Consider the following 26,556-nt stretch of genomic DNA (forward strand, 5'->3'; position numbering starts at 1 on the left):
GGGGGTCCCCCCAGGCGTTCAGCACTGGGGGAGGCACGACTGCCCGCAGGCCATGCGGCACGCATGCCCGCAGGCTGCGTACGTAGACTGGGCCCCGTGAGTGAGCTCCCCCCGGACAGCAGCGGCCGGCCCGACCCCCTCGACACCTTCGACGAGATCATCGCCACCGAGACCGACCGCGATCCAGATCTCGCGGTGATCGAGGCCGGCAGCCGCACCCTGCGGACGCAGGGCGGCCCGCCGCAGGCGGGCGTACCCGGGCGCCCGGAGGACCCCGAGGTCGACAAGGCGCTGCGCGAGGTCGAGGCGGAGCTGGCCACCCGCTGGGGTGAGACCAAGCTGGAGCCCTCGGTCAGCCGGATCGCCGCGCTGATGGACGTCCTGGGCGAGCCGCAGCGGTCCTACCCGTCCATCCACATCACCGGCACCAACGGCAAGACCTCCACCGCCCGCATGATCGAGGCCCTGCTCGGCGCCTTCGAACTGCGCACCGGCCGGTACACCTCCCCGCACGTGCAGTCGATCACCGAGCGGATCAGCCTGGACGGCGCCCCGATCTCCGCCGAGCGGTTCGTCGAGACGTACCACGACATCAAGCCGTACGTGGAGATGGTCGACGCCTCGCAGGAGTACCGGCTGTCCTTCTTCGAGGTGCTGACCGGCATGGCGTACGCCGCCTTCGCCGACGCGCCGGTCGACGTGGCCGTCGTGGAGGTCGGGATGGGCGGCAGCTGGGACGCCACGAACGTCATCGACGGTGACGTCGCCGTGGTGACCCCCGTCGACCTGGACCACACCGACCGCCTGGGCGCCACGCCCGGCGAGATCGCGGGGGAGAAGGCCGGCATCATCAAGCAGGACGCCACGGTGATCATGGCCCAGCAGCCGGTGGACGCCGCCCAGGTGCTGCTGAAGAAGGCCGTGGAGGTCGATGCGACGGTCGCCCGCGAGGGGCTGGAGTTCGGTGTCGTGGCACGCCGGGTGGCCGTGGGCGGGCAGCTGCTGACCCTGCGCGGCCTGGGCGGCGACTACACCGAGGTGTACCTGCCGCTGCACGGCGCCCACCAGGCGCACAACGCCGCCGTGGCGCTCGCCGCCGTCGAGGCGTTCTTCGGCGTCGGCTCCCAGCGCGCCGAGCCGCTGGACGTGGAGACCGTGCGCAAGGCGTTCGCGTCCGTCGCCTCGCCGGGCCGGATGGAGGTCGTACGGCGCTCGCCGACCGTGGTGCTGGACGCCGCGCACAACCCGGCGGGCGCGCGGGTGACCGCCGATGCGGTCCAGGAGGCGTTCGACTTCAGCCGGCTGATCGGGGTGGTCGGGGCCAGCGGCGACAAGAACGTGCGCGGTCTGCTGGAGGCCTTCGAGCCGATCTTCGCGGAGATCGTGGTGACACAGAACTCCAGCCACCGCGCGATGGACGCCGACGAGCTGGCGGCGATCGCCGTCGAGGTGTTCGGCGAGGACCGGGTCCAGGTCGAGCCGCGGCTTCCGGACGCGCTGGAGGCCGCGATCACGCTCGCCGAGGAGGAGGGCGAGTTCACCGGCGGCGGTGTGCTCGTCACCGGTTCCGTCATCACCGTCGGTGAGGCCCGACTGCTCCTGGGGAGGGGCTGACCTCTCGTGCGTACGCTGTGTTCCTCGACCCTGATCGGCGAGTTCTTCGTCATCGGCTTCGCCGCGCTGGTCGCGATGAAGGATCCCGGCCTGTCCATGGCGAGCGTGTGGACGGTCAGCGGCATCGCGATGTTGCTGTGCCTGCTGCTGTGCGGCGTGGTGACCCGGCCCGGCGGTGTGGTCCTCGGCTGGGTGCTCCAGGTCGCGCTGATCGCGTCCGGCCTGGTCGTGCCGATGATGTACTTCCTCGGTGCGGTCTTCGCGGCGCTGTGGTGGGCGTCGGTGCACTTCGGGCGGAAGATCGAGGAGGCGAAGGCCAGATTCGCGGCCCAGGCCGCCGAGGCCGGCCCTCCGGCTGACGCTGCGTGACAGGGGCGGCGACACGCCCTGTAGCCTCGTCCCACCGCACATCTGCCAGGAGAAGGAGCCACCGTGACCCAGCGCACCCTCGTCATCCTCAAGCCCGACGCCGTCCGTCGTGGCCTGACCGGCGAGATCATCAGCCGTATCGAGCGCAAGGCCGGCTGGCAGATCACCGCGCTGGAGCTGCGCGGCCTGGACACGGAGACCCTGGAGCAGCACTACGGCGAGCACAAGGGCAAGCCGTTCTACGAGCCGCTGGTGGCGTTCATGTCGTCCGGCCCGGTCGTGGTCATGATCGTCGAGGGTGAGCGGGTCATCGAGGGCGTGCGCGCGCTGGCCGGCCCGACCGACCCGATCGCCGCCGCTCCGGGCTCGATCCGCGGCGACTACGGCGTGATCGTCCGGGAGAACCTGATCCACGCCTCCGACTCCGAGGAGTCCGCCGAGCGCGAGGTCAAGATCTTCTTCCCGGGCCGCGGCTGACCCCGAGAGCCCTCTCCGGCCCCGCCCCGGCTGACGATCCGTCAGCTCGGCTTTCCGCCTGACCTGGGCGGCCGCACGATCCCGGCCGCCCAGTGGCATACGCGGTGCCGATCGGGGGAACGAGTGCCCCCGATGGACCGTCTCCGGAAGCGAGGCGGTACGCCATCTGCTGACAATGGCGAAGACCCTCGCGCAGTGTTCGTGCAGGCGCGTCTACGATGGAAGCCTTCACGTCACAGCACCCACCTCGCCGTACCTGAATTGCCGTCAAACGCTCCCAGGGAAGGCCAGACGAATCCTGATGGGGAACTCAATGTCGTTCATCGGCCGTGACATGGCTGTCGACCTCGGGACCGCCAACACGCTGGTGTACGTCAGGGGTCGCGGGATCGTACTCAACGAGCCGTCCGTCGTGGCGATCAACACCAACACCGGTGGGATCCTCGCGGTCGGCGCCGAGGCGAAGAAGATGATCGGGCGCACGCCGGGCAACATCGTCGCCGTGCGTCCGCTCAAGGACGGCGTGATCGCGGACTTCGAGATCACCGAGCGGATGCTCCGCTACTTCATCCTGAAGATCCACAAGCGGCGGTATCTGGCTCGTCCTCGCGTCGTCGTCTGCGTGCCCTCCGGTATCACCGGCGTCGAGCGCCGCGCCGTCATCGAGGCCTCGTCCCAGGCCGGCGCACGCCAGGTGCACATCATCGAGGAACCGATGGCCGCGGCCATCGGCTCCGGCCTGCCGGTCCACGAGGCCACGGGCAACATGGTGGTGGACATCGGCGGCGGAACCACGGAGGTCGCGGTCATCTCGCTCGGCGGCATCGTCACCGCCCAGTCCATCCGCGTCGCGGGCGACGAGCTGGACAACGCCATCATCCAGCACGTCAAGAAGGAGTACTCCCTCCTGCTGGGTGAGCGGACGGCCGAACAGATCAAGCTCACGATCGGTTCGGCGTACGACCTCGACTCCGACGAGCACACCGAAATCCGCGGCCGGGACCTCGTCTCCGGGCTGCCGAAGACCGTCGTCATCTCGGCCGCCGAGGTGCGCAAGGCGATCGAGGAGCCGGTCAACGCGATCGTCGACGCGGTCAAGACGACCCTCGACAAGTGCCCGCCGGAGCTGTCCGGCGACATCATGGACCGCGGAATCGTCCTGACCGGCGGCGGAGCGCTGCTGCGCGGCCTGGACGAGCGGCTGCGCAGCGAGACCGGCATGCCGATCCACATCGCCGAGGACCCGCTGGACAGCGTGGCGCTCGGCTCGGGCAAGTGCGTCGAGGAGTTCGAGGCACTCCAGCAGGTCCTTGACTCGCAGCCCCGCAGATGACACAACTCATCGACTCCGCCGTACGAGATGATCTTTTCTCGTACGGCGGATCGTTGATATAGAGGCATAAGCTCCCGCAAATGGGCCCCTTGGGATTGCGCGCCCAGACCGCGCTTCGCCGGGGCCACCCAGTTCCTATGAGGAAGGGCACGGCCGCCGCACGTGAGGGACACGAAAGAGAGCCGGCTGCTCCTGGTGCTGCTGATCGCCATCGCGTTCGCACTGATCACGGTGGACATCCGCGGCGGGGAGAACTCCCCGGTGGACGGTGCCCGACAGGCCGCCGCCACCGTCTTCGGCCCGATCGAGAACGGCGTGTCGGCCGCGGTGAACCCGGTCGGCAACGCGGTCTCCGCGGTCCGCGACTCCGGCGGGCGCCACGACCGGCTCGCCGCGCTGGAGAAGGAGAACGCCGCCCTCAAGGCCGAACTCGGCAGCGACGACCGCAAACGCAGCCGCCTCACCCAGCTGAACAAGATGCTGAAGCTGGCCGGTGACGGCCAGTACGGCATCAAGGGCGCCCAGGTCATCGCCATAGGGGCGACCCAGGGCTTCTCCTGGACCATCACCATCGACGCCGGCGCCGACGACGGCATCCAGCGCGACATGACCGTCCTCAACGCCGACGGACTGGTCGGCCGCGTCACCACGGTGGGCCCCAGCACCTCCACCGTGCTGCTCGCCAACGACCCCGACTTCACCGTCGGCACCCGTATGGAGGGCAGCGACGAACTCGGCTTCGCCTCCGGCCAGGGCGACCGGCCGCTGCGCGTGCAACTCCTCAACAGCAAGGCGGACGTGAAGAAGGGCGACCGCCTGGTCACCTTCGGCTCCCAGGCCGACAAGCCCTTCGTACCGGGCGTCCCGGTCGGTGTCGTCTCCCGTGTCGACCCCTCCGGCGGCGACCTGACCCGCACCGTCTACGTCACGCCGTTCGTCGGCTTCACCAAGCTCGACGTCGTCGGCGTCGTCGTTCAGGCCCCGAAGAAGGACCCGCGCGACGAGGTCCTGCCGCCGAAGCCCAAGCCGACACCGACGCCCACGGTGACCGTGACGGTCACCCCCTCCGCCGACGCCTACCCCACCGACCGGCCGCAGCCGTAGGAGCTTCACGTCCCATGCGCCTCAACCGGATCCTGCTCTCCACCGCGTTGGTCGTCGTCGTCCTGGTGATCCAGGTGAGCGTCCTGTCCCGGCTGCACCTGCCCGGAGCCGTCCCCGACCTGTTGCTGCTCACCGTCCTCGGCCTGGCCATGGTCTACGGCCACGTCGGCGGCGCCCTGGTCGGCTTCGGCGCGGGACTGCTCGCCGACATCGTCCCACCCGCCGACCACGCCGCCGGCCGCTACGCCCTCGTGCTGTGCGTCATCGGCTACTTCGCCGGACTCATCAAGCCCGAGACCGGCCGGGTCAAGTCGGCCGCCGGCCCCCTGGTCGTGGTGGTGGCCGCCGCCATCGGCTCCACCCTGCTGTACGCGGGCGTCGGCGCCCTCGTCGGCGACACCGCCGCCCGCCATGTCGGCCTGGCCGGACTGCTGCTGACGGCCGCCGTGTACGACCTGCTGCTCGCTCCCTTCGTCGTCCCCGGAATCATGTGGCTGGCCAGACGCGCGGACAACGACCCGCTCGCCGAGTCCGGCTCCGCCGTCAAGACGACCGACATCTCCTCCGGCTGGCTCTCCTCCGGCACCGGACTGAGCATCGGCGGCCGGCGCGGCACGCTCGGCGGCCTGAAGACCAAGGCCCGCACCCGCACCACCCGGGTCGGCCGCATCAAGGGGGTCAAGCGGCTGTGACAGCACGGCAGTCGGCCGCCCTGCCGGCCGCACAAGTCCGTTACACGCACTGAGAGGGGGAGGCAGCACCCGTGACCAACATCCCTGAGACCGGCCGGACCCCACGCGTCCAGACCCGGCTCGTCGTCATCCAGATCCTCGTCCTCTCCCTGCTCGGCACCCTCGGCGGCCGGCTGTGGTACCTCCAGATCCGCGAGGGCGCCCACTACCAGAGGCAGGCCTCCGGCAACCACGTCCAGCAGGTCGTCCAGCCCGCCGTGCGCGGCTCCATCCTGGACGCCCGCGGTGTGGCGCTCGCCGACAACGAGACCCGGCTGGTGGTCTCCGCCTCCCGCACCGACCTGCTCAAGCAGAAGGACGACGGCAAGGCAGTCCTCGCCAAGCTCGCCGGCGTCCTCGGCATGGACGTCGACGAGGTCATGCTGAAGGTCCGGTTGTGCGACGCCAAGACCCCGCAGCCCTGCTGGAACGGCTCGCCGTACCAGCCCATCCCCATCACCGACGAGGCCACCCCGCGCCAGGCCCTGCAGATCCGCGAACGCGCCGAGGACTTCCCCGGCATCACCGCCGAACCCGAGGCCGTGCGCCGCTACCCCGGGCCCGGCAAGTCCAACTCCGCGCAGGTCCTCGGCTACCTCTCGCCGGTCACCGACGACGAGATCCAGCGGGCCAAGGACACCGACTCGCCCTATCTGCGCTCCGACATGGTCGGCCGCTCCGGCCTCGAACGACAGTACGACCGGGAACTGCGCGGCAAGGCCGGCGTCACCCGCTACGAGGTCGACAACCTCGGCCGCGTCATCGGCAAGTCCAAGTCGGACGACGCCCAGGCCGGCTCCAGCCTGGTCACCAGCATCGACTCCCGCGTCCAGCGGATCGCCGAGTACGAGCTGGACAAGGCGATGAAGGCCGCACGTACTCAGTGGGACAAGATCACCAACACTAACTACAAGGCCGATTCCGGGGCCGTCGTCGTGATGGAGGCCGGGACCGGACGCATCGTCGCCATGGCGTCCGCCCCCACGTATGACCCGAACGCCTGGGTCGGCGGCATCTCCGCCAAGGACTACAAGGCGCTCACCGGCAAGGACTCCAACTACCCGCTGCTGAACCGGGCCATCCAGGGGCAGTCCGCGCCCGGTTCGACGTTCAAGGTGGTCTCCACGGCCGCCGCGGTCGAGGCCGGCTACGACTTCAACGGCAACTACCCGTGCACCAGCTCCTACTCGGTCGGCAACCAGGTCTTCAAGAACTTCGAAGGGGAGAGCTTCGGCCCGATCTCACTCGGCCGGGCCCTGGAGGTCTCCTGCGACACCGTCTTCTACTACCTCTCGGACAGCGAGTGGAAGAAGGACGGCGGCATCAACCCCAAGAAGGGCAAGCCCAAGGACTACTTCTACAAGGCCGCCCACCAGTTCGGCCTCGGCAAGGAGACCGGCATCGACCTGCCCAACGAGGTCACCGGCCGCGTCCCCGACCGCCAGTGGAAGCAGCGGTACTGGGAGGCCAACAAGGACGCCTGGTGCAAGTCCGGCAAGAAGGACGGCAGCTACGTCGAGAAGATCGCCTACGAGAACTGCCTCGAGGGCAACAAGCTGCGCGAGGGCGACTCGATCAACTACTCCATCGGCCAGGGCGACACCCTCCTGACGCCGATCCAGGAGGCCGTCATCTACGGCGCGATCTCCAACGGCGGCACCATGTACACCCCGACCATCGGCAAGGCGATCGTCAGCCCCGACGGCAAGCACGTCACCGAGATCAAGCCGAAGTCCCACGGGAAGCTGCCCATCACCAAGGCCACCCGCGACATGATGGACCAGGCCCTGGCCGGCGTGGCCACCCGCGGTACCGCCGCCTGGAAGTTCTCCGGCTGGCCGCAGGACAAGATCCCGCTGCACGCCAAGACCGGCACCGCCGAGGTCTACGGAAAGCAGACCACGTCCTGGCTCGCCACCTACACCAAGGACTACACGGTCATCATGACCATCGCCCAGGCCGGTACCGGCTCCGGCGCCTCCGGTGAGGCCGTCCGCAACATCTACAGCGCCATGTACGGCGTCCAGGCCGACGGTTCCATCGACAACAAGAAGGCCCTGCTGCCCACCCCGCAGAAGAGCCTGCCGCAGATCCGGCCCGACGGCTCGATCGCCGCCCCGAAGGTCCCCGCCGACCCGGCCAAGGACCAGGAGGAGGCCGCCAAACAGGCCGCCGAGCAGGGCGGTACCGCCCCGAACGGCCAGCAGGGCGGCACGACGCCGAACGACCAGCAGGGCGGCACCACGCCGAACGACCAGCAGGGCGGCAACGCACCGAACGACCAGCAGCCGCCGGCGACCACCGCCTCGCCCCCCACAGGCAACCGCGACACCCGCAGGCGCCAGCGCCGAAAGGGAAGCCGGAGGATGACCGCATGACCGGCGCGAACAGCTTCTCCATCTCCGGATACGGACCCGAACGGGGCGGCTGGACCAGGGTCTTCGCCCGTGACTCGGCCGCCCGCCGGCTCGACTGGCCGATACTGTTCTGCGCGCTGGCGCTGTCCCTGATCGGCGCCGCCCTGGTCTACTCCGCCACCCGCAACCGCACCGGGATCAACCAGGGCGACCCGTACTACTTCCTGGTCCGGCACCTCATGAACACCGGCATCGGGTTCGCCCTGATGGTCGGCACCGTCTGGCTCGGCCACCGCACCCTGCGCAATGTCGTGCCCATCCTCTACGGGCTCTCCGTCCTCGGGGTGCTGCTGGTGCTCACCCCGCTCGGCGCCACCATCAACGGCAACCGCAACTGGATCGTCCTCGGCGGCGGCTTCTCCCTCCAGCCCTCCGAGTTCGTGAAGGTCACGATCATCCTGGGCATGGCGATGCTGCTCGCGGCCCGGGTCGACGCGGGCGACAAGATGTACCCCGACCACCGCACGGTCCTTCAGTCGCTCGGCCTGGCCGCCGTACCGATCATCGTCGTGCTGCTCATGCCCGACCTCGGCACGGTCCTCGTCCTGCTGACCATCATCCTGGGCGTGCTGCTCGCCTCCGGCGCCTCCAACCGCTGGATCTTCGGCCTGCTCACGGCGGGCGTCCTCGGCTGCATCGCCGTCTGGCAGCTGCACATCCTGGACGAGTACCAGATCAACCGGTTCGCCGCCTTCGCCAACCCCAGCCTCGACCCGGCCGGTGTCGGCTACAACACCAACCAGGCCCGCATCGCCATCGGCTCCGGCGGCCTGACCGGCGCGGGCCTCTTCCACGGCTCCCAGACCACCGGCCAGTTCGTACCCGAACAGCAGACCGACTTCGTCTTCACGGTCGCGGGCGAGGAACTCGGCTTCCTCGGCGCCGGCCTGATCGTCCTGCTGCTCGGCGTCGTGCTCTGGCGTGCCTGCCGCATCGCCCGTGAGACGACCGAGCTGTACGGCACCATCGTCGCCGCCGGAATCGTCGCCTGGTTCGCCTTCCAGTCCTTCGAGAACATCGGCATGACCCTGGGCATCATGCCTGTCACCGGCCTGCCCCTGCCCTTCGTGTCCTACGGCGGCTCGTCGATGTTCGCGGTCTGGGTGGCGGTCGGACTGCTCCAGTCGATCAGAGTGCAGCGGCCCATGTCGGCCTAGCGGCGACCCGCGCCCGGACCCCTGCCGCCGGAGCCGGACCCGCACTAGATTCGGGTCATGGCGGATATGAAGGCGAAAAGGGAGATCGAGCGGAAGTACGAGTCCGGCGACGGCCGGCTGCCCGACCTGACCGGCGTCGGCCCGGTGGCGGCCGTCGTCGACCAGGGTGTCGCCGAACTCGACGCCGTCTACTACGACACCCCCGACGAACGCCTCACCGCCGACGGACTCACCCTGCGCCGCCGCACCGGCGGCACCGACGCCGGCTGGCACCTGAAGTTCCCGGTCACCCCCGGCGTACGCGACGAGATCCACGCCCCCCTCTCGGACACCGTGCCACCCGGCCTCGCCGGGCTCGTCCGCTCCCGCGTCCGCGACGGCGAACTGACCCCGCTGGTCCGCATCCGCTCCCGGCGCGGCATCCGCCACCTCGTCGACGCCGACGGCACCCCGCTCGCCGAGGTCGTCGTCGACGCCGTACGGGCCGAACGGCTGACCGGTCACCGCGGCGCGGCCCAGTGGACCGAGATCGAGGTGGAACTCGCCGACGACAGCGACCCGGCGCTCCTCGACGCCGTCGACGAACGCCTGCGCAAGGCGGGCGTACGACCCTCCCCGGCGGCCTCCAAACTGGCCCGCGCCCTGACCGAGACCGCCCCGCCGGACCACCGCCGCCCCGCACCGCCCCGGCAGGGGACGCCCACGACGGCCGGCGACCACGTCCTCGCCTACCTGCGCGCCCAGCGCGACGCCCTCGTCGCACTCGACCCCGCCGTACGCAGGGACGAGTACGACTCCGTCCACCGCATGCGTGTCGCCACCCGCCGCCTGCGCAGCGCCCTGCGCACCTACCGCAAGGTCCTGGACCGGACCGCCACCGACCCGGTCCGCGCGGAACTGAAATGGCTCGGCACCGAACTCGGCCGCGACCGCGACCAGGAAGTCCTCACCGAACGCCTCACCGCCGGCCTCGACGCCCTGCCCTACACCCTGGTCACCGGACCCGTCCGCACCCGGCTGCGCACCTGGTCGCAGGCCACTCGCGGCGACGCGCGCCGACGGCTCCTCGCCGACCTCGACGGCGACCGCCACCTGGCCCTCCTCGACACACTGGACGCCCTGCTGGCCGACCCGCCGCTGCGCCCGGCGGCCGCCGGGAAACCGGCCAAAGTGATCACCAAGGCCGTACGCAAGGACCTCGCGGCGCTCTCCGCCCTGCTCCGGCACGCCCTCGACCTGCCATCCGGCCACGACCGCGACCTCGCCCTGCACGAGGCCCGCAAGAAGGCCAAGGCCACCCGGTACGCGGCCGAGGCGGCCGTGCCCGCCCTCGGCGATCCGGCCTCCGGGCTGGTGAAGGCGGCGAAGTCGCTGCAGGGCCTGCTCGGCGACCACCAGGACAGCGTCATGGCCCGCAGGGCCCTGCGCGAGCTGGCCGGCCAGGCACACGCGGCGGGGGAGAGCGCGTTCACGTACGGGGTGCTCCACGGACACGAGGAGCAGCGGGCGGCCGAGCTGGAGGCGCGGCTGCCGGAAACCTTGCGGACGATCAGGAAGGGGACGGCCCTCTGAGCGCTGCGGGCCCGCTTTCGGAGCGTTCGGGACAGGCCCGGGACCGGGTTAGGCTTGGTGGTCACCCCTGTCAGCTCACGAAGGTCCGTCGAGATGCCTGCCGAAGCCGCCGAGACCGTCGAGTCTGTGTTCCCGCAGCTCGAAGCTCTGCTCCCGCATGTGCAGAAGCCGATCCAGTACGTCGGCGGAGAACTCAACTCCACGGTCAAGCCCTGGGAGTCCTGCGACGTCCGCTGGGCGCTCATGTACCCGGACGCCTACGAGGTCGGCCTGCCCAACCAGGGCGTCATGATTCTCTACGAGGTCCTCAACGAGCGCGAGGGCGTGCTGGCCGAGCGCACCTACAGCGTGTGGCCCGACCTTGAGGCGCTGATGCGGGAGCACGGCGTCCCGCAGTTCACGGTGGACGGCCACCGCCCGGTGAAGGCCTTTGACGTCTTCGGCCTCTCCTTCTCCACGGAGCTCGGCTACACGAACATGCTGACGGCCCTGGATCTGGCCGGAATCCCCCTGGAGGCCAGGGACCGCACGATCGACGACCCGATCGTGATGGCGGGCGGCCACGCGGCCTTCAACCCCGAGCCGATCGCCGACTTCATCGACTGCGCGGTCATCGGCGACGGCGAGCAGGCGGTGCTGGAGGTCACGGAGATCATCCGCGCCTGGAAGGCGGAGGGCCGCCCGGGCGGGCGTGAGGAACTCCTCTTCCGCCTGGCGAGGACGGGCGGGGTGTACGTGCCCGGCTTCTACGACGTCGAATACCTCCCCGACGGCCGCATCGGCCGTGTGGTCCCCAACAAGTCGGGCGTCCCGTGGCGAGTGTCGAAGCACACGGTGATGGACCTGGACGAGTGGCCGTACCCCAAGCAGCCGCTGGTGCCGCTGGCGGAGACGGTCCACGAGCGCATGTCCGTCGAGATCTTCCGCGGCTGCACGCGGGGGTGCCGCTTCTGCCAGGCCGGCATGATCACCCGCCCGGTGCGCGAGCGCTCCATCACGGGCATCGGCGACATGGTGGAGGCCGGTCTGAAGGCGACGGGCTTCGAGGAGGTGGGCCTGCTCTCCCTGTCCTCAGCCGACCACTCGGAGATCGGCGACATCGCCAAGGGCCTCGCCGACCGGTACGAGGACGACAAGATCGGCCTCTCCCTGCCCTCCACCCGCGTGGACGCCTTCAACATCGACCTGGCGAACGAGCTGACCCGCAACGGCCGCCGCTCGGGCCTCACCTTCGCCCCGGAGGGCGGCTCGGAGCGCATCCGCAAGGTCATCAACAAGATGGTCTCGGAGGACGACCTGATCCGCACCGTCGCCACGGCCTACGGCAACGGCTGGCGCCAGGTGAAGCTGTACTTCATGTGCGGTCTGCCCACGGAGACGGACGAGGACGTCCTCCAGATCGCCGACATGGCTACCCGCGTGATCCAGAAGGGCCGCGAGGTCTCCGGCTCCAACGACATCCGCTGCACGGTCTCGATCGGCGGCTTCGTCCCCAAGCCGCACACCCCGTTCCAGTGGGCACCCCAGCTTTCCGCCGAGGAGACGGACGCGCGCCTGGAGAAGCTCCGCGACAAGATCCGCGGCGACAAGAAGTACGGCCGCTCGATCGGCTTCCGCTATCACGACGGCAAGCCCGGCATCGTCGAGGGCCTGCTCTCGCGCGGCGACCGCCGGATCGGCGCCGTCATCCGCGCGGTCTACGACGACGGCGGCCGCTTCGACGGCTGGCGCGAGCACTTCTCCTACGACCGCTGGATGGCCTGCGCGGACAAGGCCCTGGCCCCCTTCGGCGTGGACGTCGACTGGTACACCACCCGCGAGCGCACCTACGAGGAGGTCCTGCCCTGGGACCACCTCGACTCCGGCCTCGACAAGGACTGGCTCTGGGAGGACTGGCAGGACGCCCTCGACGAAACAGAGGTCGAGGACTGCCGCTGGACCCCCTGCTTCGACTGCGGGGTGTGTCCCCAGATGGACACTTGGGTACAAGTGGGCCCGACCGGCAAGAAGTTGCTGCCACTGACGGTCAAGAACGCTGGTCAGGGGCCCGCTTCGAGTGGCCACGAGCACTGACATGAGCGAGGCACTCGATCGGGTGATGGAGGCGCTGGCGGGGGCGAGTGAGGAGGAGGTGGCGGCTGCGCTAGCTGCGGTTGGCGGCGCACGTCCTCGCCCGCCGGCGCCTTCCACCGCCTCTCGGACGCCGCTGCCAGGCCCCGGAGGCGCCTCACAGATCGTCTCCGAGGTGGAGTGGCTTTGATGAGGGACAGTCCCAGATTTGTGTCCGACTGCGTTGCCGGTTGAGCCCTTTCTCTGTTGGGAGGGGGCTTGCAGGTGTCTGGTGGCGTGTGTGCCCCTGGCCGGCCGACCCGAGGCCCCTTGCGCTGTGGTGTCACGGCCGTGCCCAAGAGGCCAAAGAGTGCTGCTGCGCCCCTGAGCAGGTCTTGGAAGGCGGGGACCACGGCCAGGGGGCTCGCCCCTTCCACGCGCACTTCCCTAAACCTGGGGCTAAGCGCATCTGGTTGCGCTTTGCTTGTCGTATGACGGGCCAGGAGACGCCGCCGGTCGGCGGCGAGCCGGATCGGCGATGGACAATCAGCGATGTGCACGGCCGTGGGTCAAGTCCTCAGAAGGGCTTGGCCACTGTCCACTCCATGTTGCTACAAGCAGCTGACGGCTCGGAGTTCCGCCTTGGGCGCATCGACACGAGTGACGGCGTGGAGTACAAGGCAGAAATTGTTGCGGTGGCAGAGCCGAGACGGTTTGACTGCTGTCCGATCTGCCTCGCCCCAGATCCATCAAGTGATGAGCACGTGCCACCCAAGGCAGTTGGCGGATCGATAATGACATCGACCTGTCAACGCTGCAATAACCGGTTTGGGTCTGTGCTGGAGCGGGCGCTCGTCGACTGGTGGGAGGATGCGGTCGGTTCGGTCTCGCTCTCGCATGAGGACGTACGCGGAGTTCGCAAGACCTCCCGGGTGCTGATGCGTCAGAAGGACAGCGGCGAGTTCGTGCTTTTCCTCGATGGAGGGGCCATAGATCCAGAGATCATGCAGAGCATGATGACCCAGCCGAACTTTGCAATGACATACTCACCACCAGATGCCCGCCGCTATCGACTTGCAGCCTTGAAGAGTGCGTACCTTGGTGCGTGTCTGCTGATTAAGAGCATTCCGGAGACTCCCGAAGCTGTCGCGATACGTGCTGAGTTGATGGAAGTACGCGATCTTCCACCGCGTACACGGCCCAACGCCAGTGCTCTGTGTGACCGTCTGTCCATCACCAAGTCACAGGGGCCGGCCGTGCCAGGGGAGATCGCACTCGTCAGAACTAACCCATCAGACGGCGGAGTCCCCGAGTTCGCCATCTCGCTGTCCCGCACCCTGATGGTCAGCTGGCCAATCGGTGGCTACCTCGTATCCGTTGACGACAAGGGCAATGCCATCGGCACTGTGCAACTGTAGATGAAGCGCGCCTCGCGGTGAGCCAATCACCCGAAGATGGACAGGTTCATGCAGCTCCCTGTAGAGGCCGACTCCTTCGCGGCCGAGTGCTAGCACCAGCAGTACCTTTCGGACAGCAAAACCCGGGCGGGTACTGGGGGCTGGGCGGGACTGGGGGTCTCTTGCCCGATCGGTGTCGCGCCGGCCGATGGCTGACGGCTCGGTGCCCACGGCACAGAAGTGGGTCAAGCACCCGTCGTCGCTTCGCTCCTCCGGGCGGGCGCGGGTGACCGGCGGCGCCCGCCCAAGAGGCAGGCGCACAGAGCATGAGGTTAGAACACGTCGTGGCTGGGGCGGTCGCCTTCACGGCTTTAGGCCACATTGGCGCGAGCCTCGCAGATCACGGCCTAACATCGGGCATTAATGGACAGGTCCACAAGCCTGCCCGATCCGCGGGCCAGTGTGTGGGCCGTGATCACTCACGCCGAGGCAGTTCCAGCCCAAGCCGTTCCCCCGACCTAACATGGATGGTCAGGCCTTCGGTCGCAACGGCGCGGCGTCGGCCCTCACCGATCCCGCCAGTGACGTAAGCCTCCGCGATTGGTGACCCCCGCCCGCCGAGACCGTCCGTACGGAGTACGCATTGTGGACTTGACGAGCCGTCGGGCCCCCTGCGTAGGCGCTGGCACGATCGAAGCCTCTCTCCCCGGCCCGCGAGTGCCTGCCAGCTGACACACAGGTGTGGCAGCCATCAATCTGAACGATCACATGACGCGTCATCACATAGCCCTCTATGCTGAGTGGTCCAGCTCAAGAGGGCCACTTAGGGAAGAGGCAACGCCACTGTGCCGCAGTACAACCTCAACGCACTCGGCGCGTCGGAGTTCGAGAGACTCTCACAAGCGCTTGTCAAGAAGGTAATCGGCCTAGGCTCCATAACGTTTGGAGCAGGTCGAGACGGCGCCCGTGAAGCAACCTTTACAGGCACCTCTTCGATTTTCCCTTCCCCCAATAGCCCCTGGAAGGGAAACTGGATATTTCAAGTTAAATTCCACGACCTCTCCCTAACCACTCCCGAGAAGGCCAGGAGTTCCATACTTGCCGAGGTCGATCAAGAACTTGACAAAGTTTTCAATAAATACAAGCATCGCTGTGACAATTTTGTCATGATCACTAACGTGCCCATTTCCGCCGTCGCTGAAGTGGGGACGATTGACGCGGCACAGAAGCTCGTTAGCGCCAAGTACAAGGATTTGAAGAACTTCGCTTTCTGGGGAGCGGACGAGGTATGTAGATTTCTTGATGTGTTTCCCTCTGTGAGGCAGCCCTATCTGCACTTGCTGGTCACGGGTGACCTCATCGCACAGCTGCTTAACGAACGCAGGGCTCGACTTGATGAGCTGGCCACGACGATGAAGACGTACGTACGGACGAGCTACACCCGTGAGATGCATGCACAACTCGATCAGGCGGGAGACGTTTCAGATCAACCCGTGAGACTGCAAGATGTCTTCTTCGATCTTTATGCTGAAATTGACGAAGAGCGCGGCGTCGCACATCTCCACAGGAACCAGCAGGTACGAGATGTGCTGAGGAAGCATCAGTCACCTCAAAGATCGAGCGGAACGCTGGGGGCGAGACTTGGCAGCCTCTTGTTGTCAGAGGGGGTAAACCGGCTAGTTATCGTAGGAGGTCCCGGGGAAGGAAAGTCGACAGTCGGCCAGTACGTGGCCCAAGTCCATCGCTCGATGCTCCTCGGCCATGTGCGAGATGTGGCTTTGCGTCGGGGAACGGAAGTAGATGAGACCTACATACCACTCACACCCCGCATTCCTTTTAGGGTCATTCTTAAAGATTTTGGCCAATGGCTTGCCGAGAAAAAAGATCGAGGCCAACCAAGCGCTGGTACAATTGACGAATTCGTCTGCTCACAGATATCGGCGATAACCTCTCGGAACGTAACACCTGACGATTTTCATCACATCCTGAGGGAAAATCCAGCTCTGCTCATCCTGGACGGCCTGGATGAGGTGACGGATCCTGATCTGCGTAAGATTCTTCTTAGTCGCGTCGCCGAATTTGTGGATCGCTGCGAGACTCTGGAAGCTAACCTTCAAATCCTCGCAAGCACTCGGCCTACAGGCTACACGAAAGAATTTGACCCTGCAGTTTTCCTGCACATGCGTTTGAGTAAGCTTGAGCCAGCTCAAGTCAGGTCGTATGTCGCTCGTTGGGCTAAAGCCAAGTCTTTGGACGAATCCAAGTCCAGCCGAGTAAGACAAACGATGGACGAGTGTCTTCAGGACGAACAGATTCGCCTTCTGACGAACACTCCGCTACAGGTCACGATCCTATTGCTGATCATATCATCGGGAGGGACGCCACCGCGACAGCGAGAAGCGCTATTCAATGAGTATTTGGACATCATGTACCGGCGAGAAATGGCGAAGGGCAGGCACATTATCCAGTCCGAGAAAGAACTACTGCTCGGGCTTCACAAATACGTTGGATATATGTTGCACGAGAAGACGACTCGCGCTGAGGCAATGGCGTCTGTACTCCCTCGGCCAGACTATGAAAAGCATGTGCTCCAGTTCCTGACATGGCATGACCCATTCTCCTCGTCGAGTAAACGTCAAGCGGAGCTGAATGCAATCACCACTGAGGCCGGTGAGCGCTTGGTTCTGATCGTCGAACCAGCAGCCGACGTCTTTGGCTTTGAGCTGAGATCAATCCAGGAATTTTTTGCCGCCTGCCACCTAGCGGACACCTCTGCAGACACCGCTCAACGTTACAACAGGTTCGAGGCCATTGCGCGACTTCCGCACTGGAGAAACGTCGCGCTCTTCTTCGTCGGCCGCGTAGGCAGGAACTATGCCGGAGAAGCTGCAAATATTATCGAGGTGTGTCGAGGCATTGATCGCGACGCTCCAGACACATTTGTTCACCGCGGCGGCGCCCTAGCTCTGGAACTTGCGGCTGACCGAGCCTTCGGCCCCAACAGGAGAAGGCAGAATGCCCTCCTGGAGCTTGGTGTTGAGATTTTTGATAGGCACATCTCTGAGAACCGGCGTCAGCAGGTTCAAGATTTTCTACTGCGCCTTCCGATTGAAGATCAAAGGGATCTCGCAATCCCACTCCTTGAGAAAAAGATCGCCCTCTTGAACTCGGCGTATCTGGGTCCATTGCTGCGCACTCTTCACCGCTTGGACTCACGGAATCGACACGTTGTCCTCGCTTTTGAAAGGATGACAGAGAACGCAGATCTCATTGAAGAAGCGCTTACCCTCTATTTCGAACTCCGGCTCGGCACTGAGCAGGCCATCGAAACAGTGCGAAAGGTTGCGTCTCTTCTAGGAGCATCAATTTTTGGTCGCGTGCTGTCCCGTCTCCGCCTACAAGCGATATGGAGGGGATGCCAAGACCTGATGCACGCCGGCATGACTGACGAATTCGTGTCTCAAGCAGTACTAGAAGCCGTGCAGCGCGGGGCTTTTTCGTGGGTGAGAACTGAAGAACGTGACTTCTTGAACGACATCCTTAAACGTCCGTGGCCAGCGGACTGCGCCTCCCTAATCATGCGTTCTACGGCCCTCCTTCAGATCCATTCAGTTATCCGATCTACAGGCTCTGCGGGTTGGATTGTCCCGGAAGAGCAGGTTGTCGCATCAGACGACGTAATGGCAGGTAGCATCACACTCCTGGGATCTGAGGATTCTCCGTTCGATAGGAAACTTGCTACCACCCCGCTGTGGCTGTGCCACATTCTCCTAGGCCACGTAACGCCCGCCTCGGCAAGTGCAGCCATAGAATTCTTTCGCGCCCTACCGAAAGAATCCTCGTCTTTGGTGCCAATGTTCGGTGGTGTCTCATACGAGGTTTCTCCGGTAATTGACCTCATCTGTGTGGCAATCGAGAAGGGGGGCGAGAAGGATTGGAAAATCGCCGAGCATGCTTTGATCAAATGGGGAGGTAGGAGTGGCGTTACCCGTTGGCGCCGGCTTTGCGACGCACTCCTCAAAAGTCTGCTCGGCACACCGGCCTTGGAGCGCACTCAGGACTCTTCAGACCTCCTCCAAAGCCTTGAGGTGCGCCTATCGTCAGAACGGACAATCCTTGACATCCCCAGAGAAGTTTTTCCCACACTTATGGATTACGTGTGGGCACTCGCGGTTAAGAAAAGGCCTGGTAAGTATGCAGTAGATAGCACGGTTTTTGAACAAGCCGTGCGGCATGTGCTTGGTGGCTCACCAGTTCCTTCTGTATTGGGCGAACTCGCCATCAGGCTGTACACGGAAATGCCGCATTGGATAAGCAACCCCGAATTGCACCGCATGCGATCGGATGTGCTTACCGCTCTTCTCGACTCACCCAATAGCGCAGGTATCGCCGATATGATCCCTATCGCCGTGCGTGCGTGTCTGGAGTCAGGAGAAATCCCCGATCCCACTTTCCTCAGGGCTTGTGCCGCAGTTGGACGCAGGCACAAATTTCCTGGCTCCACCATCGTGCGAATTCCTGGGCGCAGCAACTCGGCAACTTTTAAGAGACTGCTGGGCGTTGTGTTTTCCGACGTGGAGGCGGAGATCCGAGAAGGCGCTCTGGTCATGATCAGAGACTTCAGTTACATGCACTCATACGAAACATCTCTTCGTGGAAGGCATGCTGCACGAGGGTCTCGCATTCGCGTCAACGGATTCGCGCGGATGCATCGCTTGCTAGCGAAGTCCAAGGCGGACATGGAGAGGGATGCGGGTCTGTGCATGTTCTCGGTGCGTGCGCCGAGCACACGCGAGGATTGGAGTATCCTTTACGACGCGATTCTCTCCTGTCGAGACCTGCGAACCGTGACATACGTCAGAATCGCCTTGAGGGATAACGCAAATAGCGAAAATGGGCAAGACTTGGCCGAGTGGATCTCCTTCATGCAGGAGTGCCTTCAGCATACTGAGTATCCGCCTCTACAGGCGTTGCTCACTGATACTCTCGACGAGCTCCTCGCATCGCAAGATCAAAGTCTTCGTCGATATGAAGACGACTTCGGCCTGCCGTTGTCGACGATGGTCCCATAGCGTTCGATCGAGACGCCGGGTGTTGACGACGCCGGTGCCAGATCGTGCGGGAAATCGCGGGGAACACCGGGGAGTCAACGGACCTGCTCACCAGGCTGAGGGTTCCTGCTCTCGCTGAGACAGCTTCTCCTGGGTACCGTCGTGGTCGTGTGTCCAGTGCACGTCGGGTTGGTCACCCGTAGGCGTGCGCTGGTTGATCGCGTGCAACTAGGGGAGCTGGTACGGGCATGGCGGTTGACGTTGCTCGGTCGGAAGAGGGGTTCACTTCGGCGGGGGCCACGCGGGTGATGGTGGCCGCGTGCCGGATTTCGGGGCTCGATGACAGGGGCTCGGAGTTGATCCGGCTCGGGGAGAATGCGCTGTTCCGGCTGGCCTCGGTGCCGGTGGTCGTGCGCGTGGCTCGTGGGCGGGAGTGGCTGACGACGGCTCGCAAAGAGGTAGCAGTCTCGCGGTGGTTGGCGGATGAGGGGTTCCCGGCCGCTCGTATCGTCGAGGATCTTGAGCAGCCGCTCGTGATCGACGGTCACCCCGTGACCTTCTGGCACCTGATCGTTGAGGGGGACCGGAAGGCGACGTATGGGGAGCTTGGGGCCACCCTGCGGGATCTGCACGCCTTGGGGGTGCCAGAGGGTCTTGAGCTGCCCTCGTTCGACCCCTTCGACAAGCAACAGCGGCGGCTCGATCTGGCTGTGATCCCGGAAGACGACAAGGTGTTCCTCCGGAAGCGGTGGCAGGAACTGCGGGACAAGTACGCCGAACTGCGCTTCGAGACGCCCAAAGGGCCGGCGCACGGTGACGCGCACGTGCAGAACCTCATGGTGGACGATCAGGGGCAGGTCATCCTGATCGACTTCGAAGCCTTCTGCTTCGATCACCCCGAGTGGGATCTCATGGTCACGGCCGTTGAACATCACAGCCTTGGGTGGCAGACCGACGAACAGTACGCCGAGTTCGTGGCCGCGTACGGGCGGGACCTGTATGACTGGCCCGGATACGAGACGTTGCGGGGGCTGCAAGAGTTTGGGATGACGACGTGGCTCATGCAGAACGTGCAGGAAGATGAGAGGACGGCTGCCGAGTACCGCCGGCGCATCGCTGGCCTGCGCAACGACGATGCGCCACGAGACTGGCAGCCCTGGTAACTGCTACTCGTCGTCGTCCAGACGGGCAAGCGCGTCCCGCACTTGGTCGTTGAAGGCGGCCACGATCGGGTTCGCTGCGTGGACGCTTACCTCGGCCTGGAAGTCGGTCACGTAGCGCTGGAAACGGGTGGACTGGAGGGAGTCACCGCCGTCGACTGCAAGGCTCGCGGTGGTGACGGCGGCCTCCAACTCGCCGTTGAGTAGCTGGCTCTGCGCGAGCACCATGCGACAGAACCCGAGGGTTCGGGCGTACTTCGGGTCGGTGCTGTCCACGGCGCGCTGTGCCTGTTCGACTGCTTCGCGGCGCATCTTGAGGTCACGGAAGCAGTGGCAGAGTTCGCCCATGAGTTCCGCGGAGTCAAAGTAGCCCAGCCATGCCGGGTCTTCGGCCGTGTCGGCGTGCTCGAAGTGGTGTTCTGCCTCGTTCATCGCGCGGCCTGCCGCGATGCGGTCGCCTGCGTTGGACAGGGCGCGCGCCTCCATCGCCGAGTAGTTCGCCATGGCGCGCGGGGTGGCCCGGCCCTTGGCGCCCTCGACGGCGGCGCGGGCAAGTTGGATTGCCTGGGCGTGGTGGCCGAGGTAGTTGGCCTGGTGGCTGAGGTTGCCGAGGATGCGGGCGCCGAACATGCGGTCGTCGATAACCTGTGTCAGGCGCAGAGTGGACGTCAGGTAGCGGTGGGCGAGACGGTGGTTTCCCGTGTCGTAGGCGGTCCATGCGAGCAGTTGCGAGACCTCTGCGGCGGCGCTGAATAACGCGGTGCCCGTCTTCTCGCTGTAACTGGCGTCCAGCAGGGGCAGGACCTCGTGTCGGAAGTAGTGGCGTAGTGCCTTGTGGCCGTGGCCTCCGCCGTATTTGAAGTCGAGTTGCATGAACATGCTCGCTGCGTCCCTGATGGCCCGGACGTCGCGCATGCCGACTCGTTGGTGAGCGGGCCGGTCGTCCCGGACGCCGTCGGGACGCGCGATCATCCATGACAAGACCGCTGCACTTAGATCGCCATCCGCGATGGTCAGCTGATCGGCGGCCGAGGCCTCGGCGCGCTCATCGGCAAGGCTTCCCAGCAGGGACAGCGCGTCGGGCACCGTGCTCGGGTATCCGACCGGCTGAGGGGCGGCCGGCCGCGCGAGATCGAAGAACCCGAGATCACCGGGTGTGATGCGGTGGCCCAGTTTGGCGCTCAGGACGTCAGCCATGATGGCCGCTGTCTGCGGCTGGATGCCCGCGCCCTCGCGCCATCGCTTCACGGAAACGTGAGTTGTTCCGAGGCTTACGCCGCGCTGTGCGGCGGCGTCCTGCATCCGCTTCGCCAGACCCTTGTTCGAGACCTTGGCCTCATCCATGACGGCGATCAACTGCGCGTTCGGCTCTCGGTTCATGCTCCCCTGCCAACCCGAGAATGACGGCGAGTGTTCATCGTGTCATAGCAGTCTCTCGTTGGGGGGTTCATTGGTGAACCCCCTTTGCGTTTGCCGGTGTTCACGTGAATCCCCTGGTGAACGCTCCCGGTCAGGGGCCTTCCGCCGTGTACTGGCTTGCGTGCAGCAAGCGGTGTCGGGAGAGCCGTCGAAGGCCCGGAAGGGGACATGATGGATGCGGGGAAAGCCAAGCGCCTGGCGGGCGAGTTGGACGCGTACGCCCACTGGTTCGTGGCGCCGAACGCGTCCTCCACTGGACACTTCCTGACGCTGACGCTCTTCGCCGAGTGCGGCAACACGGCACGTGTCGCACGCGATCACACGGCCGAGTTCCTGCGGGGCGCGGGCGCCTCTGACGTGATGGACGATGCCCGGCTTGTCGTCTCGGAGCTGGTCGGAAACGTGGTGAACCACGCGGTGCCGGATCGGGATCTGGCCCATCCGGGTGGCTGTCGACGCATCGACGTGATCTTCAAGGTCTGGCCGAAGTGGCTGTTCATCGGCGTTGCCGATGAGGACTCGACGCCTCCCCTGCTCCCGGTGGGCGACACCTTCTCGCCGGGCCTGGTGGCGGAACTGTCCGAGGCGGTGTTGCCGGACGCCGGGCGTGGGCTCCTCATTGCTCAGCGACTGGCCACGGCCGTGTGGTGGACGCCGGGAGACGGGGGCGGCAAGACGGTCTGGTGCCGCTTCGACCTGGACAGCGGGGCTGAGCACAGACCGCGCTGATGATCTCCGATTCGCCGCCTGGGGTTCTCCCTCGCGATCGGGAGCAGGCGGCGGACCGGACACCGATCGGAGCTTGACCTACTCCGGTCACGGGCGCGGCCTCTCGGGTCGCGGAAGCTCCCCTCTCGCCTGAGGGGACGCGCCTCACAACCACATACCGAGACCGGGCCACCCCATCAGCCCTGGAAAGCGAAGGGTGGCCCGGCTGGGAACACGGCGGTTCCCGGTGCCTGATGGTACCGGGGCCGTCGTGCTGCTCGTCTGCCCTGGGCCAAAGAGAGTTGATGATCCGTTACCTAGATCAGGGCAGAGGTGGGCAAGGTGACTGGCTCGGGTGAGAGCTGGCTGAGCGATGGCCTCGATGACGTGATGGGCGTCGACCACGGCCTGTGGGTGCCGGGGGTCGACTACGTGGCGGGCTGGCGGGAGGCTCGTGAGGTTGCCGACCGGTTGAACCGGGCGCTCCTCGGTGCGGGCTTCGAGTTGTCTGCCGTGCGGGCGGTCGCCTCGACGGGCGAGGACGGGCGCGGGGTCGTGCGGCTGGCGGGCTGGCCGGACGCGGTGGACCGGCTCGCCGGGCTCCTGGAGGCGCTTGCCGATGGCTACGGCGGTGCGCGGTGAGGGGTGTTTCCACTGGTGAGCGCGGTACGTGGGCACGTCGCTGGCCGGAGAGACTTTGGGCAGTAGCTGCCATGGGGCGAGTGAACAGGGGGCCTTACGCTGGCCCGGCGAATCGGGCAGGTACTGGACCTGCCCGCGGTTGTGTCCGATGGGCCCCCTGTTCTTCGAGGCTCGCCCCATGGGAGCTGCGTAAAGTCTCGGAGGCCGGCGACCCCCAGCCCACCACGCCCCGGCCTGCGATGGCCGGTCGACGCTGCGACTTCTCCGGCTGGCTGCGGCGTGGGGCGTCCGGCGACCGGACGGGACCGGCGGCCACGCCGCACGCCCGGCCGGGGCGGCCGGGCGCCCCGGCGCGCCGCAGGCGCGCCCTTGAGGAAGTGAAGGATGTTTCGACCGATGCCGGTTGCTGCTCAGGCGCGGGCGCGTCGCGCGGGCTGTTTGTCGGCGGTGATCCGGTAGGCGAGTTCGGCACGGTCCGCGCCGATGCGCAGCTCTTCGACGATCAGGGGGCGGTCGTCGGTGCCGTGCGTGACTCGGGCCATGTGCAGGATCGGGGTCGCATCGGGGAGCCGGAGCGTGGCGCGTTCGTCAGGCAGCGGCATGCGGGCGCGTACCGCCTCGGTCCACGACAGCTTGTGTCCGGCCTGGGTGAGTACCCAGTAGATCGCTGCCGGAGGCTTGCACGGCTCCTTGCCGAGCAGCGGGACAGCCTCGGCGATCTCGAAGGGAATCAGTGTGCGGTGCATGGCGCGCGTCCCGGTGCCGGGGTCGGTGAGCAGCCGGTCGCAGCCGAACAGCGCTTTCTCCTCGCCGAGTTGAAGCAGGCGGCCGGTGTCCTTCGTGGTGTGGGTGCGGTAGGTGCTCGGCTCCTCGGCCTCCTGCCAGACGTCGCCGTTGGGCATGACGAACTTGCCCTCGGCGGTGCGGCCGATGCGGCGTTCGACGGTGAGCACGGGCTGTCCGCTGGAGCGTACGAAGCTGCCCTTGCCGTGGCGGACATCGATCAGGCCTTCCGCGCGCAGTGCGGCGATGGCGTTGCGGACCGTGGGGCGGGAGACGCCGTAGCGGGCCATGAGCTGGGCCTCGGACGGAAGCAGGGAGTCGGGGGCGAACTCGCCCGTGAGGATCGCTTCCCTGATCGCTGCGGCCACCTGCTGGTAGAGGGCTCCGGGGCGCTGGATCTCGGTCATCTCGGCTTCTCCGGGTCGTGGTCGTAGGCACGTCGCACGCGCGACATCACTCGTCAGCATAAGTAGTTGCACCCCCGCCGTACAGAACTCCATAGTCATAACTCGTAAGGACAAGTGACGTCAGCACAACACTGGCGTCCTGACTGGCCAGGGAGGCCAAAGAAATGCAGTCCATTCCCGTGGACACGACGCGGCTGGGCGTACTGCGGTGCGCCATCGCGCCCGAAGCGAAGATCAGCAACCCCGAGACACAGGAGGTGAAGAAGGACCGGGACGGCAACCCGGTCTACACCGTCGCGGTCACCGTGCGGCAGGACCGGCGGCGGATCTCCGTCATCGAGATCGCCGTGACCGGTGAGCCCAAGGGCATCGAGGAAGGGCAGATCGTCAAGGTCACCGGGCTGACGGCGTTCGTCTGGTCGATGGGCGAGCGGCACGGCGTCAGCTTCCGCGCGGATGCGATCACGCCCGTGCCCGGTCCGGCGCACGTCAAGGGCGGTGGCGCCTGATGGGGCCGATCCTGCTCGCCTTCGCGCTCGCCGTGCTGGCCTGGGTGCTGGTCGTCGGTGATCTGGTGCGCCGGCATCGTCCGGCCTGGCACTGGTACTTCGTGGGCTACCCGGCCGCCGCGTGCCGGGTGGTGTTCACTTGGCGCAAGGTCGCCATGCTCAACGACCTCGCCGTGTCCCGGCGTCCGCCGCGTGGGCTGCTCGGGGACCTGGTGGTCAAGGGTGATCCGCTGCGGCCGGTGGCTCCGCGCATCTCCTTCCCGCGCGCCACGCGTATGGGCCTGACCGTGGTCGTGCGGCTGCACGCGGGCCAGACCCCGGCGACGTACCTGAAGGCGGCGGACGCGTTCGTGCACGCGTGGAAGGTGCACGCCGTGCGGGTCACCTCGCCGGAACGCGGGCTCGTCCTGCTGACGGCGACGGCCACGGATCCGCTGGAGCGGCCCGGTTTAGCGACGGCTCCGGCCGAACTCCTTTCCGCCCTGATCGGCGTGCTGGAGTCCGGCGGGGCCTGGGTGATGAACCTGCGGCTCGTGCCGCACTGGCTCATCGCCGGGGCCACCCGCTCGGGCAAGTCCACGCTGCTGGCACGGCTGATCACCCAGCTCGCTGGGCAGCCGGTGGCCCTGGTCGGCATCGACTGCAAGGGCGGCATGGAACTGGGCCTGTTCGCCGGACGGCTCAGCGCGCTGGCGACCTGCCGCAGGGAAGCGGTCGCCGTGCTCTCCGCGCTCGTGGTCGACATGCAGGACCGGATGAGCGCCTGCCGGTCCGCCGGGGTGCGCTCGATCTGGGAGCTGCCCGAGAGGTTGCGGCCGGTGCCGGTCGTCGTGCTCGTCGACGAGATCGCCGAACTATATCTCTCGGACGGCACCCGCGAGAGCAAGGCGGAAGCAGACCAGTGCTCCACGCTGCTGCTCCGGCTCGCCCAGCTCGGGGCCGCGCTGGGGATGCACCTGGTCGTCGCCGGCCAACGCGTCGGCTCCGACCTCGGTCCCGGCGTCACCGCCCTGCGGGCCCAGCTCGGCGGCCGGATCTGCCACCGCGTCAACGACCCCGGCACCGCCGAGATGACCTTGGGCGACCTGAACAAGGACGCCGTGGCCGTCGCCCAGTCGATCACCGCGGAGGAACGCGGGGTGGCCGTGTGCACCGGGCCGGACGGCGGCTGGAGCCGCGCCCGCTCCCACCTCACCCCCACACAAGAAGCCGTGGCGACCGCGAGGAAGTACGCGGCGACCACGCCCGAACTGCCCGGCCTGACGCGCGCCGTTGAGGCGCTGGAAGGAGACGAGAAGTGATCGGCGAAGGTACGGCGTTCACGTTCGCGGTGATCTTCGGGATCATCACCGTCCTCCTCGTCCGCTCCCGCGACGTCCGCGCCTGGGAAGCGGTCTGCGTCGGCCTCTTCGGCGTCTACCTCGGCCAGACCCCCGTGGTCTTCACCATCCACGGCCTCGTTACCTGGCTGATCAACGGCTTCTCCCACCCCTGACCAAAAAGGACACGCACACATGCCCATGCCCCGCGTGAGGTGCCCCCATTGCAAGGGCGACGGAGCCCGCAAGACCTGGACCGGACGACAGCGGCGCTGCCGCGTCTGCCGCGGCACCGGAACCATCCGCTGACCCCGCCCCCACCCGACCACGCAACGGAG

Annotated in this window: 20 protein-coding genes and 1 pseudogene; 19 read left to right on the forward strand and 2 right to left on the reverse strand. The window is 66.5% G+C overall.

Going from position 1 to position 26,556, the window contains the following annotated elements:
- Nucleotides 1-63: 63 nt before the first annotated feature.
- The 14 genes and pseudogenes from ACFY4A_RS00515 (at nucleotide 64) to ACFY4A_RS00580 (ending at nucleotide 20,434) form a co-directional block, all read left to right on the forward strand.
- A complete protein-coding gene (locus ACFY4A_RS00515) occupies nucleotides 64-1,614 on the forward strand; it encodes a bifunctional folylpolyglutamate synthase/dihydrofolate synthase (protein ID WP_390827207.1) in 1,551 nt (516 codons plus the stop codon).
- Nucleotides 1,615-1,620: 6 nt separating this feature from the next.
- Entirely contained in the window at nucleotides 1,621-1,983 is a 363-nt protein-coding gene (locus ACFY4A_RS00520; RefSeq protein ID WP_390827208.1) for a DUF4233 domain-containing protein, read from the forward strand.
- A gap of 63 nt (nucleotides 1,984-2,046) precedes the next feature.
- A complete protein-coding gene (ndk, locus tag ACFY4A_RS00525; RefSeq protein WP_390827209.1) occupies nucleotides 2,047-2,460 on the forward strand; it encodes a nucleoside-diphosphate kinase in 414 nt (137 codons plus the stop codon).
- A gap of 313 nt (nucleotides 2,461-2,773) precedes the next feature.
- Nucleotides 2,774-3,793, forward strand: coding sequence for a rod shape-determining protein (locus ACFY4A_RS00530; RefSeq protein WP_390827210.1), 1,020 nt, complete (start codon nucleotides 2,774-2,776; stop codon nucleotides 3,791-3,793).
- 162 nt (nucleotides 3,794-3,955) lie between these two features.
- Nucleotides 3,956-4,897 carry a rod shape-determining protein MreC gene (mreC, locus tag ACFY4A_RS00535; protein ID WP_390827211.1) on the forward strand — a complete coding sequence of 314 codons (942 nt, stop codon included), beginning with the start codon at nucleotides 3,956-3,958 and terminating at the stop codon, nucleotides 4,895-4,897.
- A 14-nt stretch (nucleotides 4,898-4,911) separates the two neighbouring features.
- The gene (gene mreD / locus ACFY4A_RS00540) at nucleotides 4,912-5,589 is read left to right on the forward strand and encodes a rod shape-determining protein MreD (protein ID WP_390827212.1); all 678 of its coding nucleotides are present in this window, start codon (nucleotides 4,912-4,914) and stop codon (nucleotides 5,587-5,589) included.
- 71 nt (nucleotides 5,590-5,660) lie between these two features.
- Nucleotides 5,661-8,006: a penicillin-binding protein 2 gene (mrdA, locus tag ACFY4A_RS00545; RefSeq protein WP_390827213.1), complete on the forward strand. Its 2,346-nt coding sequence runs from the start codon at nucleotides 5,661-5,663 to the stop codon at nucleotides 8,004-8,006.
- Complete coding sequence (rodA, locus tag ACFY4A_RS00550; RefSeq protein WP_390827214.1) at nucleotides 8,003-9,202, forward strand: rod shape-determining protein RodA; 1,200 nt, start codon at nucleotides 8,003-8,005, stop codon at nucleotides 9,200-9,202. Before mrdA ends, rodA begins: the two co-directional genes overlap by 4 nt.
- Nucleotides 9,203-9,259: 57 nt before the next feature.
- Nucleotides 9,260-10,774 (forward strand): CHAD domain-containing protein, encoded by a 1,515-nt coding sequence (locus ACFY4A_RS00555; protein ID WP_390827215.1) that lies wholly within the window; start codon nucleotides 9,260-9,262, stop codon nucleotides 10,772-10,774.
- Between the two features lie 93 nt (nucleotides 10,775-10,867).
- A complete protein-coding gene (locus ACFY4A_RS00560) occupies nucleotides 10,868-12,847 on the forward strand; it encodes a TIGR03960 family B12-binding radical SAM protein (protein ID WP_390827216.1) in 1,980 nt (659 codons plus the stop codon).
- 467 nt (nucleotides 12,848-13,314) lie between these two features.
- Entirely contained in the window at nucleotides 13,315-14,241 is a 927-nt protein-coding gene (locus ACFY4A_RS00565) for an HNH endonuclease (protein ID WP_390827217.1), read from the forward strand.
- Between the two features lie 80 nt (nucleotides 14,242-14,321).
- Nucleotides 14,322-14,436 (forward strand): annotated as a pseudogene (locus ACFY4A_RS00570) (peptide-methionine (S)-S-oxide reductase); the annotation flags it as partial.
- 629 nt (nucleotides 14,437-15,065) lie between these two features.
- A complete protein-coding gene (locus ACFY4A_RS00575) occupies nucleotides 15,066-19,292 on the forward strand; it encodes an NACHT domain-containing protein (protein WP_390827218.1) in 4,227 nt (1,408 codons plus the stop codon).
- 227 nt (nucleotides 19,293-19,519) lie between these two features.
- Nucleotides 19,520-20,434, forward strand: a complete 915-nt coding sequence (locus ACFY4A_RS00580) for a phosphotransferase enzyme family protein (RefSeq protein WP_390827219.1) — start codon at nucleotides 19,520-19,522, stop codon at nucleotides 20,432-20,434.
- Between the two features lie 3 nt (nucleotides 20,435-20,437).
- Here the strand turns inward: ACFY4A_RS00580 and ACFY4A_RS00585 are convergent, their stop codons facing one another.
- On the reverse strand, nucleotides 20,438-21,811 hold the full coding sequence (locus ACFY4A_RS00585; RefSeq protein ID WP_390827220.1) for a sporulation protein: 1,374 nt from the start codon (nucleotides 21,809-21,811) through the stop codon (nucleotides 20,438-20,440).
- A 210-nt stretch (nucleotides 21,812-22,021) separates the two neighbouring features.
- Here ACFY4A_RS00585 and ACFY4A_RS00590 point away from each other — a divergent pair, with 210 nt between their 5' ends.
- Nucleotides 22,022-22,579: an ATP-binding protein gene (locus ACFY4A_RS00590; protein ID WP_390827610.1), complete on the forward strand. Its 558-nt coding sequence runs from the start codon at nucleotides 22,022-22,024 to the stop codon at nucleotides 22,577-22,579.
- Nucleotides 22,580-22,900: 321 nt separating this feature from the next.
- The gene (locus ACFY4A_RS00595; protein WP_390827221.1) at nucleotides 22,901-23,200 is read left to right on the forward strand and encodes a hypothetical protein; all 300 of its coding nucleotides are present in this window, start codon (nucleotides 22,901-22,903) and stop codon (nucleotides 23,198-23,200) included.
- A 410-nt stretch (nucleotides 23,201-23,610) separates the two neighbouring features.
- Here the strand turns inward: ACFY4A_RS00595 and ACFY4A_RS00600 are convergent, their stop codons facing one another.
- Nucleotides 23,611-24,390: a GntR family transcriptional regulator gene (locus ACFY4A_RS00600; protein ID WP_390827222.1), complete on the reverse strand. Its 780-nt coding sequence runs from the start codon at nucleotides 24,388-24,390 to the stop codon at nucleotides 23,611-23,613.
- Between the two features lie 164 nt (nucleotides 24,391-24,554).
- Between ACFY4A_RS00600 and ACFY4A_RS00605 the strand changes: the two genes are divergently transcribed.
- From ACFY4A_RS00605 to ACFY4A_RS00615, 3 genes are read left to right on the forward strand one after another with little or no spacing between them, the layout of a single operon-like run.
- On the forward strand, nucleotides 24,555-24,899 hold the full coding sequence (locus ACFY4A_RS00605) for a hypothetical protein (RefSeq protein WP_376608231.1): 345 nt from the start codon (nucleotides 24,555-24,557) through the stop codon (nucleotides 24,897-24,899).
- On the forward strand, nucleotides 24,899-26,200 hold the full coding sequence (locus ACFY4A_RS00610) for an FtsK/SpoIIIE domain-containing protein (RefSeq protein ID WP_390827223.1): 1,302 nt from the start codon (nucleotides 24,899-24,901) through the stop codon (nucleotides 26,198-26,200). Before ACFY4A_RS00605 ends, ACFY4A_RS00610 begins: the two co-directional genes overlap by 1 nt.
- Entirely contained in the window at nucleotides 26,197-26,394 is a 198-nt protein-coding gene (locus ACFY4A_RS00615) for a hypothetical protein (protein WP_383057226.1), read from the forward strand. Before ACFY4A_RS00610 ends, ACFY4A_RS00615 begins: the two co-directional genes overlap by 4 nt.
- The last annotated feature ends 162 nt before the right edge of the window (nucleotides 26,395-26,556 follow it).

It is taken from the genome of Streptomyces sp. NPDC001292, from assembly GCF_042896465.1.
Classification (GTDB): domain Bacteria; phylum Actinomycetota; class Actinomycetes; order Streptomycetales; family Streptomycetaceae; genus Streptomyces.